The organism is Streptomyces olivochromogenes (genome assembly GCF_001514115.1).
GTDB classification, from domain to species: domain Bacteria; phylum Actinomycetota; class Actinomycetes; order Streptomycetales; family Streptomycetaceae; genus Streptomyces; species Streptomyces olivochromogenes.
Genome location: NZ_KQ948455.1, coordinates 330,452 through 346,577, shown reverse-complemented (window position 1 = coordinate 346,577; position 16,126 = coordinate 330,452). Strand labels below are relative to the sequence as shown.

At 70.4% G+C, this 16,126-nt stretch carries 16 protein-coding genes; 5 read left to right on the top strand and 11 right to left on the bottom strand.

What is annotated here, in order from left to right; genetic code table 11:
• Positions 1–32 precede the first annotated feature (32 nt).
• The 10 genes from AQJ27_RS16665 to AQJ27_RS16620 all read right to left on the bottom strand — a co-directional run bounded on the left by AQJ27_RS16665 (position 33) and on the right by AQJ27_RS16620 (position 10,518).
• Positions 33–1,403 carry a bifunctional albaflavenone monooxygenase/terpene synthase gene (locus AQJ27_RS16665; RefSeq protein WP_067368672.1) on the bottom strand — a complete coding sequence of 457 codons (1,371 nt, stop codon included), beginning with the start codon at positions 1,401–1,403 and terminating at the stop codon, positions 33–35.
• The gene (cyc1, locus tag AQJ27_RS16660; protein WP_096239881.1) at positions 1,400–2,485 is read right to left on the bottom strand and encodes an epi-isozizaene synthase; all 1,086 of its coding nucleotides are present in this window, start codon (positions 2,483–2,485) and stop codon (positions 1,400–1,402) included. Before cyc1 ends, AQJ27_RS16665 begins: the two co-directional genes overlap by 4 nt.
• A 309-nt stretch (positions 2,486–2,794) precedes the next feature.
• On the bottom strand, positions 2,795–3,445 hold the full coding sequence (gene def, locus AQJ27_RS16655) for a peptide deformylase (protein WP_054228148.1): 651 nt from the start codon (positions 3,443–3,445) through the stop codon (positions 2,795–2,797).
• Positions 3,446–3,628: 183 nt separating this feature from the next.
• On the bottom strand, positions 3,629–4,609 hold the full coding sequence (locus AQJ27_RS16650) for a tetratricopeptide repeat protein (RefSeq protein ID WP_067368669.1): 981 nt from the start codon (positions 4,607–4,609) through the stop codon (positions 3,629–3,631).
• Between the two features lie 153 nt (positions 4,610–4,762).
• Positions 4,763–6,043 (bottom strand): HD-GYP domain-containing protein, encoded by a 1,281-nt coding sequence (locus AQJ27_RS16645; protein ID WP_067368666.1) that lies wholly within the window; start codon positions 6,041–6,043, stop codon positions 4,763–4,765.
• Positions 6,040–7,554: an HD-GYP domain-containing protein gene (locus tag AQJ27_RS16640; RefSeq protein WP_079065023.1), complete on the bottom strand. Its 1,515-nt coding sequence runs from the start codon at positions 7,552–7,554 to the stop codon at positions 6,040–6,042. The genes AQJ27_RS16645 and AQJ27_RS16640 overlap by 4 nt, the downstream gene beginning before the upstream one ends.
• A gap of 155 nt (positions 7,555–7,709) precedes the next feature.
• Positions 7,710–8,012, bottom strand: coding sequence for a mycothiol system anti-sigma-R factor (gene rsrA, locus AQJ27_RS16635; protein ID WP_067368663.1), 303 nt, complete (start codon positions 8,010–8,012; stop codon positions 7,710–7,712).
• Complete coding sequence (gene sigR / locus AQJ27_RS16630; protein ID WP_054228152.1) at positions 8,009–8,692, bottom strand: RNA polymerase sigma factor SigR; 684 nt, start codon at positions 8,690–8,692, stop codon at positions 8,009–8,011. The genes rsrA and sigR overlap by 4 nt, the downstream gene beginning before the upstream one ends.
• A 255-nt stretch (positions 8,693–8,947) precedes the next feature.
• The gene (locus AQJ27_RS16625; protein WP_067369313.1) at positions 8,948–9,589 is read right to left on the bottom strand and encodes an alpha/beta hydrolase family protein; all 642 of its coding nucleotides are present in this window, start codon (positions 9,587–9,589) and stop codon (positions 8,948–8,950) included.
• A 113-nt stretch (positions 9,590–9,702) separates the two neighbouring features.
• The gene (locus AQJ27_RS16620) at positions 9,703–10,518 is read right to left on the bottom strand and encodes an SOS response-associated peptidase (protein WP_067368661.1); all 816 of its coding nucleotides are present in this window, start codon (positions 10,516–10,518) and stop codon (positions 9,703–9,705) included.
• Positions 10,519–10,568: 50 nt separating this feature from the next.
• Here AQJ27_RS16620 and AQJ27_RS16615 point away from each other — a divergent pair, with 50 nt between their 5' ends.
• The 4 genes from AQJ27_RS16615 (at position 10,569) to AQJ27_RS16600 (ending at position 14,282) form a co-directional block, all read left to right on the top strand.
• On the top strand, positions 10,569–11,291 hold the full coding sequence (locus tag AQJ27_RS16615; protein WP_067368658.1) for a M50 family metallopeptidase: 723 nt from the start codon (positions 10,569–10,571) through the stop codon (positions 11,289–11,291).
• A 154-nt stretch (positions 11,292–11,445) separates the two neighbouring features.
• A complete protein-coding gene (gene aroA, locus AQJ27_RS16610) occupies positions 11,446–12,786 on the top strand; it encodes a 3-phosphoshikimate 1-carboxyvinyltransferase (RefSeq protein WP_067368654.1) in 1,341 nt (446 codons plus the stop codon).
• A 16-nt stretch (positions 12,787–12,802) separates the two neighbouring features.
• Entirely contained in the window at positions 12,803–13,813 is a 1,011-nt protein-coding gene (gene rsgA / locus AQJ27_RS16605) for a ribosome small subunit-dependent GTPase A (RefSeq protein WP_067368650.1), read from the top strand.
• Positions 13,814–13,958: 145 nt separating this feature from the next.
• Positions 13,959–14,282: a DMT family transporter gene (locus tag AQJ27_RS16600; protein ID WP_067368647.1), complete on the top strand. Its 324-nt coding sequence runs from the start codon at positions 13,959–13,961 to the stop codon at positions 14,280–14,282.
• Positions 14,283–14,430: 148 nt separating this feature from the next.
• Here AQJ27_RS16600 and AQJ27_RS16595 read toward each other — a convergent pair whose 3' ends face one another.
• A complete protein-coding gene (locus AQJ27_RS16595) occupies positions 14,431–15,036 on the bottom strand; it encodes a TetR/AcrR family transcriptional regulator (RefSeq protein WP_067368645.1) in 606 nt (201 codons plus the stop codon).
• Positions 15,037–15,269: 233 nt separating this feature from the next.
• On the opposite strand from AQJ27_RS16595, the gene hisN reads away from it, so the two are divergent.
• Complete coding sequence (hisN, locus tag AQJ27_RS16590) at positions 15,270–16,070, top strand: histidinol-phosphatase (protein ID WP_067369310.1); 801 nt, start codon at positions 15,270–15,272, stop codon at positions 16,068–16,070.
• Positions 16,071–16,126 lie beyond the last annotated feature (56 nt).

The following is a 16,126-nucleotide window of genomic DNA, read 5'->3' as shown; positions in this document are numbered from 1 at the left end:
GACGCGGGGTCACCGCGGACGATGCCGCGCGCTCACCGCGGCAGCGCCCTCAGCAACAGCCGGTACGGACGCAGGGTGATGCCGACGCGGGTCGCGTCATTGGACTCGGAGACCTGCTCGAACCGCCACCGGGACGCCACCGTCGCCGTGATCAGGCTGAGCTGCGCCATCGAGAAGTGGTCGCTCGGGCACTTCCGGTTGCCCACACTGAAGGGGCTCATGGCGTGCTTCGGGACGTCCTTGGCGCGTTCCGGAAGCCAGCGGTCGGGGTCGAAATCCAGATGCCCGTCGTACGAGCGCGGATCACGCTGGATGGCGAAGGGACTGTAGACGATGTCGGCACCGGCCGGTATCCGATAGCCGCCGAGTTCGGTTTCGGTCACCGCCCGCCGGGTCAAAATCCATACGGCGGGGCGCAGCCGCATCGACTCGACAACGACATTGTTGGTGTACGGGAGCTTCCGGACGTCGTCGAATGCGACGGGCCGGTCCCCGACGACGGATTTGACCTCCTCGGCCACTCGCGCGGCGTGTTCCGGGTGTTCGGTGAGGACTTGCAGCAGCCACATGATCGTGGACGCCACGGTTTCGCTGCCGGGCGTGAGTATCGCTACGACTTGGTCGTGGATCTCCTGTTCGCCGATCGGCTCGCCGTTCTCGTCCTTCGCTTCCAGCAATGCCGTCAGCAAATCGTTCGGCTTTTGACCGGATGCGCGGCGCTCGGCGACGATCTCGTCGACGAGGAGATGTAAATCGGCCAATGCGCGGTCGAATTTGCGGTTGGCCGGAAGCGGCAGCCGATAGAGCGGGCCCGCCGGGATCACCATGCGCCGGTACATACCGCGGAACACGGTGGCGAGCGCGACGCTCAGCCGCTCGGCGCGCTCGTCCATGAACTCGCCGCGCAGCAGGCAGCGGGCCGCGATGCGCACGGCGACGCGGAACGACTCGGAGGTGCAGTCGACGGGCTCGCCCGACCCCATGCGCTCGGCGAGCGCACGCGCCTCCTCCTCCATGATCGGTCCGTACTCGGGGATGATGTCGAGCCGGAACGCGGGCTGGATGGTGCGGCGCTGGCGACGGTGCCTGGGCCCGTTCGCGGTGGCGACTCCCTCCTTGCCGAGCAGGCCTTCCAGGGACTCCCAGAGGGGTCCGTCGATCTTGAAGTCGGTGCTGAGCGCCATCGCTCCGGTGAGGGCCGGCGAGGTGAGCGCGTACACCGTCTTGGGGCCCAGCTTGAGCCGTACGACGTCGCCGTGGTCGCGGAGCCGGGCGAGGAAGCCCAGCGGGTCGCGGACCAGTTTCCAGCCGTGGCCGAGGACGGGGACGCCGCCCCCGGCCAGGGGTGGGACGGGCAGCTGCGGTGCCGCGGGTTGCGCGGGCTTCACGGACTCGACGGTCATGACTCACCTGCCGCTTCGTTGTTGACGTACGGGGGTGTGGAGCGGTCGTCCCAGCTGTCGACGGTGTACCGGCCGGACTCGTGGTGGAACCAGTACACGGAGCTGAACCAGTTCCGCATATTGCCGAGACACGCTTTCACGGCGAGGCTCAATTCCTTGCCGTGCACGGTGCCGTCCGCGAGGGTGTCGGCGAACCGGTTGAGGTCCTTTTCCGCGTCGAGGAATTCGGTGATGCATTCCTCGATCCGCCGCCGGATGTCCTGGACCGCTTCTTCGAGTGTCAGCCCCTCGTGGTGGATGAGGCTGATTCCGAGATTGTGGACCTCGTCGCCCGCGATTTCTTTCGGGAGCGAGCAGAGGTCGTTGTACCAGGCGGCGAATTCCTGGCTCAGCAGCGCCGCCCGCCGATATGCGAAGTGGTTCCGCACGGCGGTGGGAAGTTCACAGCCGGCGCTCGGCTCCAGAAGGTCGGTCCAGATCCAGTGCGCAAAGGTGAGCCGCCGTAGTTCCAGATATTCCTCGACCGTGGGCACGGTGCCGTTGACACGGTTGCGGAATTCCCGGTCGTACGCCTCGATCACCGCATGGAAATGCCGGGCGAAGCGCGCGTTCCACTTCTTGGTCAGGAACGAGTACAGGCGCACCATGCTGTCCGCGAACCCCGCGACCAGGGGATCCCGGTGGTGCAGGTGCTCCCTCGGGGAGTCGAGAGCCGCGTGCAGCTGGAACCTGAGCCTCCGCCAGGCGCCGGGCCTGCCGTGGATGACATCGCGGTCGTGCCGGTCGTCCCAGACGAAGAACCACGCGCTGTAGTCCGCTATCGCCTGCATGACCTCGTCAGGAGCGCCAATGTAGTAGCCCGCCATCAGGTCCGTATAGCAAAGGCCGTCGGCATATTCGTCGACCTTGTCCGCCGGCATGAGGCGTTTTTCCCTCAGCCACGAACGTGTGTTCTCCTGAAGCCTCGGCCAATACGGGTGCAGTTGACGGGGAAACGCGGACTCGATCACCGGGAGAGAGAGCGCCGGTGGAACCGCGACCACGGTCGGTGTCGATGAAGTGCCGTGTGAGAATGCATGCACGAACAAACCCCTCTCAGCCGCCAGTTGACGCTGCGCCCCTCCCGCTGTGCCGGGCGTGCGCCGTTGCGTATCCCCGCACTTCCTATTCAGCACCACAACTGACCGTTCTGGGAACGGATTTGCCCCACTCACTACCCCACAGTGCTGAGAATCCCCCCTTGTGTGACTGAATATGGATCACTAGAGGAGCACAAGGGATCGAACGTGCGACGCACATGCGAACGGCGCCTGGTCAGGGAGTTCCCCCTGGCCAGACGCCGCTCGGGCCGACCCGCGTGTGTGCGCGAGCCCCAACTGTCCTGCCGCGACTCAGTCGTTCGCGACGATCGGGTAGCGGGGCTCGTTCTCGGCCATCTGCCGCAGGGCTTCCTTGCGCTCGCGCTTGGAGAGCCGGTCGATGTAGAGGTAGCCGTACAGGTGGTCGGTCTCGTGCTGGAGGCAGCGCGCGAAGTAGCCCGTGCCGCGCACCTTGATCGGGTTGCCCTTCTCGTCCTGCCCGGTGACCTCCGCGTAGTCGGGGCGGGCCAGCGGCGCGTACGCGGTCGGCACGGAGAGGCAGCCCTCGTTGCTGTCGTCGAGGCGGCGCTGCTCGGCGGGCAGCTCGACGAGGACGGGGTTGCAGACGACACCGACGTGCCGCTTGCCCTCGTCGTCCTGGCAGTCGTAGACGAAGACCTTCAGGTCGACGCCGATCTGGTTGGCCGCCAGGCCCACGCCCTCGGCGGTGCGCTGGCTGGCGAACATGTCGGCGACCAGCTGGTCGAGCTCGGGCCCGAACTCGGTGACGTCCTTGCACTCCTTGTGCAGCACCGGGTTGCCGACAACCGTGATCGGCCGCGAGGTACCGCGCTCACGGTAGGCCGCCTCGCGCTCCTCACCGTCCTCGGTGTCGTTGACGAAGCCCTCGTCGTCCACGGGGAGCACTCCAGAGTGCTGCTGCTCGGTGTCCTGCTGCGCCATGACCGACGTACGCCTTCCTCGAAACCAGGGGTGTGGTGCTCATACAGGGTACGGGGGTGGCACCCCGCGAGGGCGCGGGACTGTGTTGATCTGCGGCTCCGCCGCGTGGGCGCGACAAGCCCCCACCGGCCCGCGGTGAACCCCCAGAGCTCAGCAGACCTCTTCGAGATCCCGCCAGTCAGCTCAGCAGACCTCTTCGAGATCCCGCCAGTCCCGGGAGTCCGGACTGTCCGCGACCCACCCGTCCAGCAGCCCCCTGACCAGCGGAGCCGGCGCAGCCACCCCGCACTCCCGCTCCGGCACCCACAGCTGCCCGTCGGTGCGGTGACCGAGCGGCCCCGGATGCCCGGGCTCGCTGTGGTCGTGCGGGTCGAGATGCTCACCGTCGCCCTCGTCGGACGGCATCCGCGACTCGGAACACATCCGGCACAGCAGCCGTACGGACGAGGACCAGTCCTCCGCGGCGAAGCCGGCGTCCGCCGCGAGCTGCTCCAGGGCGTCGCGGTCCTCCTCGGTGGCGGCCTCCAGGAGGACCACCCAGGTGGGCACCGGGGAGGGCGCCCACAGCTCGATCTCGTCGAAGACGGGATAGGCGTGCCCGGCGGCGGTCGTGCGCTCCCCGTGCGGGACACCGTCGTGCAGAACGACCTCGCCCCAGCGCCGCCCCGAGGACGGCAGCGGAATGGACAGGACCTCCACCCGGGCCGGATCGAGCCTGCGCCCCCACACGACCTCGGCCTCGCCCTCCGGCGACAGCCGTACGGCCGCACTGCCGAGGTCCATGCCCACCGGTTCCCCGGAGACAGCGGCCCCGCCGGGCACCCGCAGCCCGTACGCCTGCCAGGCACGGCGGGCCAGCGGCCAGTCCTGCAGGGCGGTGGCGGCGATCCCGACGTTCCACCAGTCGGGGGCGCCCGTCTCCCGGTCGAGCAGTGCGACGGCCCTGAGGCCCGCGGCCCGCGCCTGCTCCCAGTCGTGCCGGAACTTGTGCAGCAGGGCCAGGTTGAACCAGGACTCCGACAGCCAGGGCTCCAGGTCCGCGGCGCGCGTCAACAGCGCTCCCGCGTCCTCGTACCGGCCGTCGCCGATCAGCGTGAACGCACGATCGGTGGCCTGCCGCCATGAGGCGGAGGGCCGGTGCCGTCCCTTGCCGAAGATCCTCACGATTCCCGCCTGCCAGTTCCTTGCGTTTCCCGCCTGCCGGTCCCTTGAAGAGTTTCTTGAAGACAGCGCAGCCCCGGGCTGGCCGGTGCCCCCGAACACCCTCTTCCTCGCATCCAACCACGGACCGTTGGACGGGCGCTCATTACCCATGGGTTACCCAGCCTGGGGCAGGGTAAGGGTGCCCCGCAACAGGACCCTGGCCAGCGACTCCACTACCTCGGGCTGATAGTCGCGGGCGGTGGCCAGGCGCAGCTTCTCCAGGGCGGTGAGGGGCCCTCCCGGGCCTGCTTCCCTGGCCATCTCCTCGTACGCGTTGACGGCCCGCACGATCCGTGCCGTGACCGGCTGCTCCCGGTACGGATCGGCCTGCCGCTCCACGACCACGGCGACCTCGGCGTCCACGCCGGTCTGGCGTACGACGGCGCCGCCGAGGAGGGCGATGCGCCGCTGCTCGTCGGCGGAGAGCACGGAGGTGGCGCCGGCCGGCACCGGGTCGACGAGGCTGAGCTGTCCGATGTCGTGCATGAGCGCCGCGTACTCCAGGACGGTCAGATCGGGCTCGGACAGGCCCAGCTCACGGCCGACGGCCCGGCTGAGCGCGGCGACCCGCCGGGCGTGCCCGGTGGGGGTGTACCCGGCGATCTCGGTCGCCCGCGCGAGTGAGGCGATCGTCTGCCGGTAGGTGACGCGCACGGCGGCGTACCGCCGGACGGAGAGCTGGGTGAGCAGCAGGGGCAGTGAGAACACGGGCAGCGCCCACAGCCCGACGACCGCCACCGCGAGCGACATCACGGCCCCGGTCGCGCAGACCGCCGACCCGATGCCGAGCGTGGCCCGCAGCTCGTCCCGCAGCAGCGGTCCGAAGGGCCAGCGGGTCCGGGCGTGCGCCATCGCCGCCGCGAGCACGGCGTCGCACAGCGCGGTGAGCACCAGCAGGGAGACCAGCAGCAGGGCGTACGAGGGGCCGCCCCAGCCCATCAACCGTCCCTGGTTGTAGAGGGGTTGGAAGCAGACGGCGGCGAAGGCGACGGTGAGGACGCGCCGGGTGAGGTGGTCGGCGGTGGGCCCGCGGCCCTGGGCGACGTGCGGTACGCAGCCGATGAGGGCCGCGGCCACGACGACGGCGACGATCTCGAGGACGCCGTGGTCGGTGCGGTGTCCGGCGTTCTCGCCGAGCAGCGCGTACGCGAGGGCTCCGGCGGCGGCGAGGGGTGCCGACTCCCGCTCCTCGGCCCCGCTCCAGCGGGTCAGCTCCCCCACGGCGATGAGGATTCCGAAGGCGAGCGCGACACCTCGTTCGTCGAGACCGTGCCAGAAGACGACGGCCAGCGAGACAACCGCGAGGAGCAGGGCGACCGCGTGAACGAGGGTGAGGGTGACCGGGGCTCGCCCGACGATCCCGTACCCGGGAATCTCCACCCCGAGGGCACTCATGACCGCCCCCGCCCGACGACGCCGCTCGCCGGAGGATCGACACCGTCCGGGTCCCGGCCCACACCGGTGGACGGCCCGTCGGCGGCCACCGAGCAGCCGTCCGTACTCGCCGAGAACCCGCTTTTGTTTGTCGGGTTCCCCTCTGTCCGACCGGAAACGGGTGATGGGGGTCCCCCCTGTTCGAGCGAAGTCGAGAACTCGGGGGAGGGCGGGTAAACCCCTGCGGTGACCGCAGGATGCCACCCGTGTCGGTTCAGCGCTCGCACCAGGGCCCGTACCATCCCCGGATCGAACTGCGCCCCCGCACACCGTTCCAGTTCCTCCAGCGCCACCGGCACCGGCCGGGCCCGCCGGTAGGACCGGGTCGACGTCATCGCGTCGAACGCGTCGGCGACGGCCACCACGCGCGCGAACTCCGGGATCTGGCGTCCCACCAGCCCGTACGGGTACCCGCTCCCGTCGATCCGCTCATGGTGGTGCAGGATCGCCGACCGCGCCTCCCCGAGGAAGCCGATGCCGCGCACCATCTCGTGCCCGTACTCGGGATGCAGCTCGATGATCCGCCGTTCCTCCGGCGTCAGCGGCCCGTCCTTGCGCAGGAGCCGCGTGGGCACGCCCAGTTTCCCCACGTCGTGCAGGATCCCGGCGAAGCGCAGTACTTCGACGCGCTCGTCGTCCATGCCCAGCTCACGGGCGATCATCATGGACGCCTGCCCGACCCGCTCACTGTGCCCGCGCGTGTACCCGTCCTTGATGTCGACGGCCTGCACGAGGGCCCGGATGGTGGCCTGGTGGGCGGCCCGCTCCCGGTGGTACTGGGCGAACGCCCAGCAGGACACGTACATCGGCAGCAGGACGAGCAACGCGGCGACGGGACCGTACGGACTGCGCCACAGCACCGCCATCATCAGCCCGGCGAGCCCGTGCACGGCGACGGAGGCGAGGGAGCGCGAGAAGAGCCCGCGCCAGGCACCCCGCACCGGTACCCGCTCGGCGAGCGCCAGGATCCCGCCGTCGAGCGCGGTCAGCACCACGCAGAAGGTGAGCACCGCCGCCCCGGCGGGCACGAGCGCGTACGGGAAGTGGGGCAGGGCGACCGCGTCCCGGCCGCCCAGCGCCCAGTGCACCCGGGACGCCGCCCAGACCGCGACGGCGAGCTGGGCCGCGCGCCAGACCCGGCGCAGCCACCGCGGCCGCTGCTCCACACGCGCGAGCAGCGCGCCCGGCAGCGCCACGAGCGCGGCGGCGGACGGCGGCAGCAGAAAGGCCCCGGCGAGCAGCACGGGCAGGAAGGTGCCCAGCCCTCTGGGGGCGCCACGCTCGGCGACGCGGGCGGCGGCACCCCTGGGGCTGTGCGGGAAGGGGATCCGCTCGCAGCCGGCGTACAGCGCGGCGAGTACGGCGACGATCCACCAGGGTGCGTGAAGGTCGGGCAGCGGAGCCAGGCAGGCCGCTGCGGCCAGGACGACACAGACGACGTAGACACGGGCCCACGTCGGAATCGACCCCATCGCCTCGTTCCCTCCCCCGGACGTCCCCTGCCCCGGTCAGGCTCCGGAGCCTAGGGCGGTGGGAACGGTACGGGGGCGGCAATGGCCGAATCCGCGGGCTCGGAGCCCGCGGATTAGCACGTTCGGGTGATAACCGGACGATCTCCCCGGGGAGTTCAGGACTCCTGGGGCGTCGCGGTGACGTCGTGCTCGGGCACGGTCTGACCGGAGCGGATCAGGTCGATGCGGCCCATGACCTTGGCACGCAGATCGGTCGGCACGTCGTCCGAACCGCAGCACCGCTTGACCAGCTTCTTCACGGCCTGCTCGAGTCCGTACTTCTCGAGACACGGGGAGCACTCCTCGAAGTGCACCTCGAACTTGGTGCAGTCCGAGTCCGGCATCTCGTGGTCGAGGAACTCGTACAGGTGGTCGAGTACCTCACTGCAATCCGTCTCGTGCGGCTCTCCGCAGCTCATGAGCCCGAGCCTTTCGCTTCGTTCGACTCTCCGGCGCCGGCCGGGACCAGCCCGCGGTCACGGGCGTAGTCCTCGAGCATGCCGCGCAGTTGGCGACGGCCCCGGTGCAGCCGGGACATCACCGTACCGATGGGTGTCCCCATGATGTCCGCGATCTCCTTGTACGCAAAGCCTTCTACATCAGCGAGATAGACCGCGATGCGGAATTCCTCGGGGATCGCCTGCAGCGCAGCCTTGACGTCCGAGTCGGGCAGGTGGTCGAGCGCCTGCGACTCCGCGGAGCGCAGACCGGTCGACATGTGCGACTCGGCACGCGCGAGCTGCCAGTCCTCGATCTCCTCGGCCGCACTGCGCTGGGGTTCGCGCTGCTTCTTGCGGTACGAGTTGATGAAGGTGTTGGTGAGAATGCGATACAGCCAAGCCTTCAGGTTGGTGCCCTCGCGGAACTGGTGGAAGGACGCGTACGCCTTCGCGTACGTCTCCTGCACCAGGTCCTCGGCGTCGGCCGGGTTGCGCGTCATGCGCAGGGCGGCCGAGTACATCTGGTCGAGGAATTCGAGCGCGTCCCGCTCGAAGCGCGCGGTGCGCTCGGCGGACGACTCCGTGCTCGTGCCCTGGCCCTCGGGCTGCTCCGCCTGGCCGTGATCGGTCCCTGCGTCGGTCCCAGTGACCGGACCCACCTCCTCCAGCGACGTGGCAGGACCGAAACCGGTCCCACTCGAATCGGAGGATAGACGAACATCCACACCCGCCGCCGCTCGAACGGGGGCGGTCTTCGCCGCGTGCAGCACCGTCCAGTCCAGCTCAGGGCTACTGCTGCGGTTCGGGCAGATGGTCGAACCCATGCGGCGGACTTCCTCTCGTTCGAACGGTTCAGCACGCTCCGTGCTGTCTGCTCGGCACAACAGTGGTCCGCCGCCCGACATTCCCGTGCGTCACCCGAGTGACGCGATCCACCTCACAACGCCGTCGGTGATGATCTCCAGGGCCGCGTCCTGGTCGATCGGCGCCCGTTTCGGCACGGCGAAGCCATGATCGCCGTAGGGCACCTCGATCAGATCGTGCGAGCCCTTCGGGAACTCCGCCGGCTTGCCGAACGGGTCGTTGCCACCCTGGACGACGAGGGTGGGCACCCCGGCGCCGAGGAGTTCGTCGGCGCGGGACTTCTCGGGCTTGCCGGGCGGGTGCAGCGGGAAGCTGAGGGCGAGGACGGCGGTGGCGCCGAGTTCGGTCGCCGTACGGCAGGCGACGCGGGCTCCGGCGCTGCGCCCGCCCGCGACCACCGGCAGTCCGGGTTTCGCGACCGTGGGCCACAGGCCCCGCCATCCCACATCCAGGGTCTTCGGCGCGGGCGCCACCTTCTTCCCGGCCACCCGCCAGGGCTGCTCGACGAGCGCGACGCTCACGCCGTGCCCGGGCAGCACCGCGGCCAGCGCCTGGAGATCGCGCGCCTCGATACCGCCGCCCGCGCCGTGACTCACAGCGAGCACGAGGCGTGGCTTCTTGGCCCGGTGCCAGGTGACGCGAGCTGTACCGGCGTCCGTCTCGACCGTCTCGACCGTCTCGATCCCGTCCATGATCTCCGTCACGTCACCTTTCCATGATCGCCGTCACGGCTGGCATCCATGACCTCCGTCACGGCAGGCATCCATGACCTCCGTCACGTCAGGCATCCATGACCTCCGTCACGTCAGAAGAGTGTGCCCTCTTCGGGGCCCTCCAGCTCCTTCAGCAGCTCCGGCCCGTTGTTGCGGACGTTGCTGACGGCCGTGGAGACGGGATAGGCGCGCATCAGCCCGGCGGGCGGCGGCGCGAGCAGTTCGCGCAGGCCGTCGACGTCCGTACGGGCCGGGTCGAGCCAGGCGTCCCAGCGGTCCGGGGTGAGCATCAGGGGCATCCGGGGGTGGATGTCGGCGAGGGCGTACGGCCCCGCGGCGGGGGCGACCGCGAGCGGCGAGGTCTCCGCCTCGGTCGTGATCACCGAGCACGTCGCCCACCAGGCCCGGGGGTGGTCGTCGGGGAGCGTCCGGTCGCGCCAGAACTCGTACAGCCCTGCCATCGCGAAGACCGAGCCGTCCGCGGGGAGCACGAAGTATGGCTGCTTGCGCGGCCGCTTCTTCTTGCCCTCGACCTCGAGATCGCGCTCGGCGGACGCGGTGACCCACTCGTAGTAGCCGTCGGCGGGGACGATGCAACGCCGGGTGGCGAAGGCACGGCGGTACGAGGGCTTCTCGTGCACGGTCTCCGCGCGGGCGTTGATCATCCGGGCGCCGCCCTCGGGCGTCTTGGCCCAGGACGGGACGAGCCCCCACTTGAGCCTGCGCAGCTGGCGAACCGGCTTCGGGCTCTGCGCGTCCTTAAGGGGGCGGTCGAGGACGGCATAGACGTCCTTGGTCGGAGCCACGTTGTAGTCGGGGTCCAAGGTCTCCTCGGGCTCCCACTTCTCGACCTCAAAGATTCCTGCGAGATCCTCGGGCCTACGACTCGCTGCATACCGTCCGCACATACGTGCCACACTGCCAGATTCCGCGACACCTGAGGGAGCCACCGCAGACAATGGACAGCACCGCATCCACCTCGCTGGCCTCGCTCTGGGACCAGGTCTCCGGCACCCAGCCGGAGCCCGATCTGTGGGTGGTGATAGCCACCCTGGTCGCCGCTCTCGCGGTGATCGTCCCGCACGGCGTCTGGCGTGTCTCCCGCAACGCCATCACCATCGCGCACGAGGGCGGCCACGGGCTGGTGGCGCTGCTGACCGGGCGGAGCCTCAGTGGTATCCGGCTGCACTCCGACACCAGCGGCCTCACCGTCAGCCGCGGCAAGCCCACCGGCCTCGGCATGATCCTCACCGCGGCGGCCGGCTACACCGCTCCCCCGCTGCTCGGCCTCGGCGGCGCCTCGCTGCTGGGCGCGGGCCGCATCACCCTGCTGCTGTGGCTGGCCACGGCCCTGCTCGTCGCGATGCTGGTGATGATCCGCAACGCATACGGGGCGCTCACGGTGGTCCTCACCGGCGGTACGTTCCTGGTGGTGTCCTGGCTCGCCGGACCCCAGGTACAGGCGGCCTTCGCGTACGCCGTGGTGTGGTTCCTGCTGCTGGGCGGAGTCCGTCCGGCCTTCGAGCTCCAGGCCAAGCGCAGCCGGGGCGGCGCCGGCGACTCCGACGCCGACCAGCTCTCCCGCCTCACCCACGTCCCGGCGGGGCTGTGGCTGTTCCTGTTCCACGCGGTGTCCCTGTGCTCTCTGCTGGGCGGCGGTCGCTGGCTGCTGGAGCTTTGAGTGCAGAGGCGTCGAGTGCGAGGGCGTTGAGCGCGGGGGCCTTGAGCGCGGGGGCCTTGAGCGCGGGGGCCTTGAGGCACCCCTGAATCATTCGCTCACATTCCGTCACTTTTGATCAAGATCTACCCTCACCCCCACCCACTAAAGTGGGCGCATGACCGCGAACCCCGCCCACACCGCCCTCTGGCCCGCCCCGCACGCGAGCGGAGCCGTCGACGCGACGGTCCACGTGCCGGGGTCCAAGTCGGTCACCAACCGCGCCCTGGTCCTTGCCGCGCTCGCCTCGGAGCCGGGCTGGCTGCGCCGCCCGCTGCGCTCCCGGGACACGCTGCTGATGGCGGGCGCGCTGCGCGCGATGGGCGTGGGCATCGAGGAGACGGTGGCATCCAGTTCCACGGTCGCCGCGGGCCCGGACGCCTCCGGCGAGGCCTGGCGGGTCATCCCTTCGGGTCTTCAGGGCCCGGCCACGGTCGATGTCGGCAACGCCGGCACCGTGATGCGCTTCCTGCCCCCGGTCGCCGCCCTCGCGGACGGCCCCATCCGCTTCGACGGCGACCCCCGGTCGTACGAGCGCCCGCTCAACGGTGTGATCGACGCGCTGCGTCTGCTCGGTGCCCGCATCGACGACGACGGCCGCGGCGCGCTGCCGCTGACCGTGCACGGCGGCGGCGCCCTGGACGGCGGCCCGGTGGAGATCGACGCGTCCTCGTCGTCCCAGTTCGTGAGCGCCCTCCTCCTGTCCGGCCCACGCTTCAACCAGGGGGTGGAGGTCCGCCACATCGGCTCGACGCTGCCCTCGATGCCGCACATCCGGATGACGGTCGACATGCTGCGCGCGGTCGGCGCGCAGGTGGACACGCCGGAGTCGGGCGGCGAGACCAACGTCTGGCGGGTCACGCCCGGCGCGCTGCTCGGCCGCGACCTGATCATCGAGCCGGACCTGTCGAACGCCCAGCCGTTCCTGGCGGCGGCCCTGGTGACCGGCGGCACGGTCGTCGTCCCCGACTGGCCCGCGCACACCACCCAGCCCGGTGACCGGCTGCGGGAGATCTTCACCGAGATGGGTGGTTCCTGCGAACTGACCGAGAGCGGACTGGAGTTCACCGGTTCGGGTGCGATCCACGGCATCGACGTGGACCTGAGCGAGGTCGGCGAGCTGACCCCGGGCATCGCGGCGGTCGCGGCTCTCGCCGACTCGCCGTCCACCCTGCGGGGCGTGGCCCATCTGCGTCTGCACGAGACGGACCGGCTGGCCGCGCTCACCAAGGAGATCAACGAACTCGGCGGTGACGTCACCGAGACCGCCGACGGCCTGCACATCCGCCCGCGCCGACTGCACGGCGGCATCTTCCACACCTACGACGACCACCGCATGGCGACCGCGGGCGCGATCATCGGGCTGGCGGTGGAGGGCGTCCAGATCGAGAACGTGGCGACGACGGCCAAGACCCTGCCGGACTTCCCTGACATGTGGTCCGGAATGCTCGGGAACTGACGGGCGGACCGGGATCATGCGCCGCTACGGCAAGAACACCGACGAGGACGACATCCGCCAGCGCCCGAACCGCAAGGGCAACCGTCCGCGTACGAACATCCGCCCCAAGCACGAGGAGGCGGTCGACGGCATGGTCGTCACCGTCGACCGGGGCCGTCTGACCTGCCTCGTCGAGGACCGCCTCGTGATGGCGATGAAGGCCCGCGAGCTGGGCCGCAAGGCCGCCGTCGTCGGGGACCACGTCGCGATCGTCGGTGACCTGTCCGGCGAGAAGGACACCCTCGCCCGCATCGTCCGCATCGAGCCGCGCAGCTCGGTACTGCGCCGTACGGCCGACGACGACGATCCCTACGAGCGCGTGGTCGTCGCCAACGCCGACCAGCTCGCCATCGTCACCGCCCTCGCCGACCCCGAGCCGCGCCCCCGCCTGATCGACCGCTGCCTGGTCGCGGCGTACGACGCGGGCCTGGAGCCCCTGCTGGTGCTGACCAAGTCGGACCTCGCCCCGCCCGACGAACTCCTCGAGCTGTACGGGGCCTTGGGCGTCCCCTACGTCGTGACGAGCCGGGAGGAGCTGGAGAGCGGCGCGGCGGTGGACCGGGTGCGCAAGCAGCTGGACGGCAAGATCACGGCGTTCGTCGGGCACTCCGGCGTCGGCAAGACGACCCTGGTCAACGCGCTGGTCTCGCAGGAGCGGCGGCGCAGCACCGGCCACGTGAACGCCGTCACGGGCCGCGGCCGGCACACCACGACCTCGGCGCGCGCGATCCCGCTGCCAGGTACTGAGGGCTGGGTCATCGACACCCCCGGCGTCCGCTCGTTCGGCCTGCACCACGTCGACCCGTCCCGGGTCATCCACGCCTTCCCGGACCTCGAACCCGGTACCGAGGGCTGTCCGCGCGCGTGCAGCCACGACGAGCCGGACTGCGCGCTGGACCAGTGGGTGGCGGACGGCCACGCGGATCCGCAGCGGCTCTACTCCCTGCGCCGGCTGCTGGCGACGCGGGAACGCACGGAGGGTGACTGAGTCCCCTGAGCCCCCCTGTGACCTCCGCGTTGTTTGCGTGGGCGGCCCGTCGGTAAGTGCTTAGCCGGTCGGCAAATGCATAATCGCACCAAGCCGGACCCAGGCCAGGCGAAGCAGTCGACGTGCGGACACGGGAGGACGAGACATGGCGTGGCTGCTGGTCGTTGTGGCGGGACTGCTCGAAACCGGCTTCGCCGTCTGTCTGAAGCTCTCGCACGGCTTCACCAGACTCTGGCCGACGGTCGCCTTCTGCGTCTTCGCGCTGGGCAGCTTCGGTCTACTGACTCTCGCCCTGCGCAAGCTCGACGTCGGCCCGGCGTACGCGGTGTGGACCGGTATCGGCGCGGCGGGCACCGCCATCTACGGCATGATCTTCCTCGGCGACCTGGTGTCGACGCTCAAGATCGTCTCGATCAGCTTCGTCATCATCGGCGTCATCGGCCTGCAGCTCTCGGGCTCCGCTCACTGAAGCGCCCCGTCACGGCGCCCTCTTGGGGGCGCGGGACGTCTTTCTTGGGGGCGCGGGACGTCTTTCTTGGGGGCGCGGGGAACTGCGCGACCAGCCACGACGACGCCGCACCCGCCGACGCACGCTCCCCGGCACCCCGGTAGGCGAGTCATCTCCACTGCCGAGGCAACGCACCCCGCACCAGCTCCGTCACTCCCCCGTCCCCCGGCGGAGCCGCCACACACGACAACGACAACCGCACCACCAACTCACACGCCCCCGCCAACTCGACCACATCCCCCCGCATCGCCCCGGGCCCGGACAACGCCGCGACGGCCCGATCCCGTACGAGTGCCACGAAGTCGGCGGGCGAGGGCAACGGCCCGTCGGCCCTGCGCTGCGCGGGCACCGCGGAGGACGACGGCACCGCCGAGAGCGTCGGCGACGGCAGCCGCTCACTCCAGCACCCGGTCAGCATGGCCCGTACGAGCGCGTTGCCCCGGGCCGCCGACATCGTCCACTCGGCGGTCGCGACCAGCCGCTCGCGCGCATCCGCGTGGGCGGCCAGCGCACGCTCGACACCGGCGAGATAGCCGTCGGCCTCCCTCCGTACGAGGGCGCGGGCGAGTCCCTCCTTGCTTCCGAACTCGTTGTACAGCGTCTGGCGGGACACACCGGCCACGGCGGCGACGTCGACCATCCGCACCGTGGACCACGGGCGGTGTGCGAGCGCCGTATAGGCGGCATCCAGAAGGGATTCCCGCGCTGCAGGCATCTTTCGCCTCCCTGGGGGCGAGCGGGCGGCACTGCAGCTCAGATTTGACGCGCACAGAGGCACTGTCAAGGGTTCGCGGCGGCGTCGAGGGGCGTACGCAGACCCCCGCACGCCGCGATGATCAACCAGGCCGTGCGGCCCGCGCCCCGGAGGCGCCCCGAGCCCCATGACCGTGCCCGATGATCCCCCGGGCCGTATGGCTGTGGCCCGAGTGGGCCATATACGGTGCAGTCATGCCCGACTATCGCGATGACCTGCGCCTGGCCCATGTCCTGGCGGACGCCGCCGACGCGGCGACGATGGACCGGTTCAAGGCGCTCGACCTCAAGGTCGAGACCAAGCCGGACATGACACCGGTCAGCGAGGCGGACAAGGCCGCCGAGGAGCTGATCCGCGGCCACCTCCAGCGGGCACGGCCACGCGACGCGATCCTCGGCGAGGAGTACGGCATCGAGGGCACCGGCCCGCGCCGCTGGGTGATCGACCCGATCGACGGCACCAAGAACTACGTCCGCGGGGTGCCCGTCTGGGCCACGCTGATCTCCCTGATGGAAGCGGGCGAGGGCGGCTATCAGCCGGTCGTCGGAGTGGTCTCCGCGCCCGCGCTGGGCCGTCGCTGGTGGGCGGCGAAGGGGCACGGCGCGTTCACCGGCCGCAGCCTGTCCTCGGCCACGCGCCTGAAGGTCTCCCAGGTCTCGCGGATGGCCGACGCGTCCTTCGCGTACTCCTCGCTGTCCGGCTGGGAGGACCAGGGCCGCCTCGACGGCTTCCTGGACCTGACGAAGGCGGTCTGGCGCACGCGCGGGTACGGCGACTTCTGGCCGTACATGATGGTGGCGGAGGGCTCGGTGGACATCTGCGCGGAGCCCGAGCTGTCGCTGTGGGACATGGCGGCGAACGCGATCGTGGTGACCGAGGCGGGCGGGTCCTTCACGGGCCTCGACGGCCGCCCGGGCCCGCACAGCGGCAACGCGGCCGCGTCGAACGGCATCCTCCACGACGAGCTGCTGGGTTATCTGAACCAGCGCTACTGAGCCGACGGGCTGCCGGGACACATTAACCAGCGGTACTGAAGAGCCGGTGGCGCGCC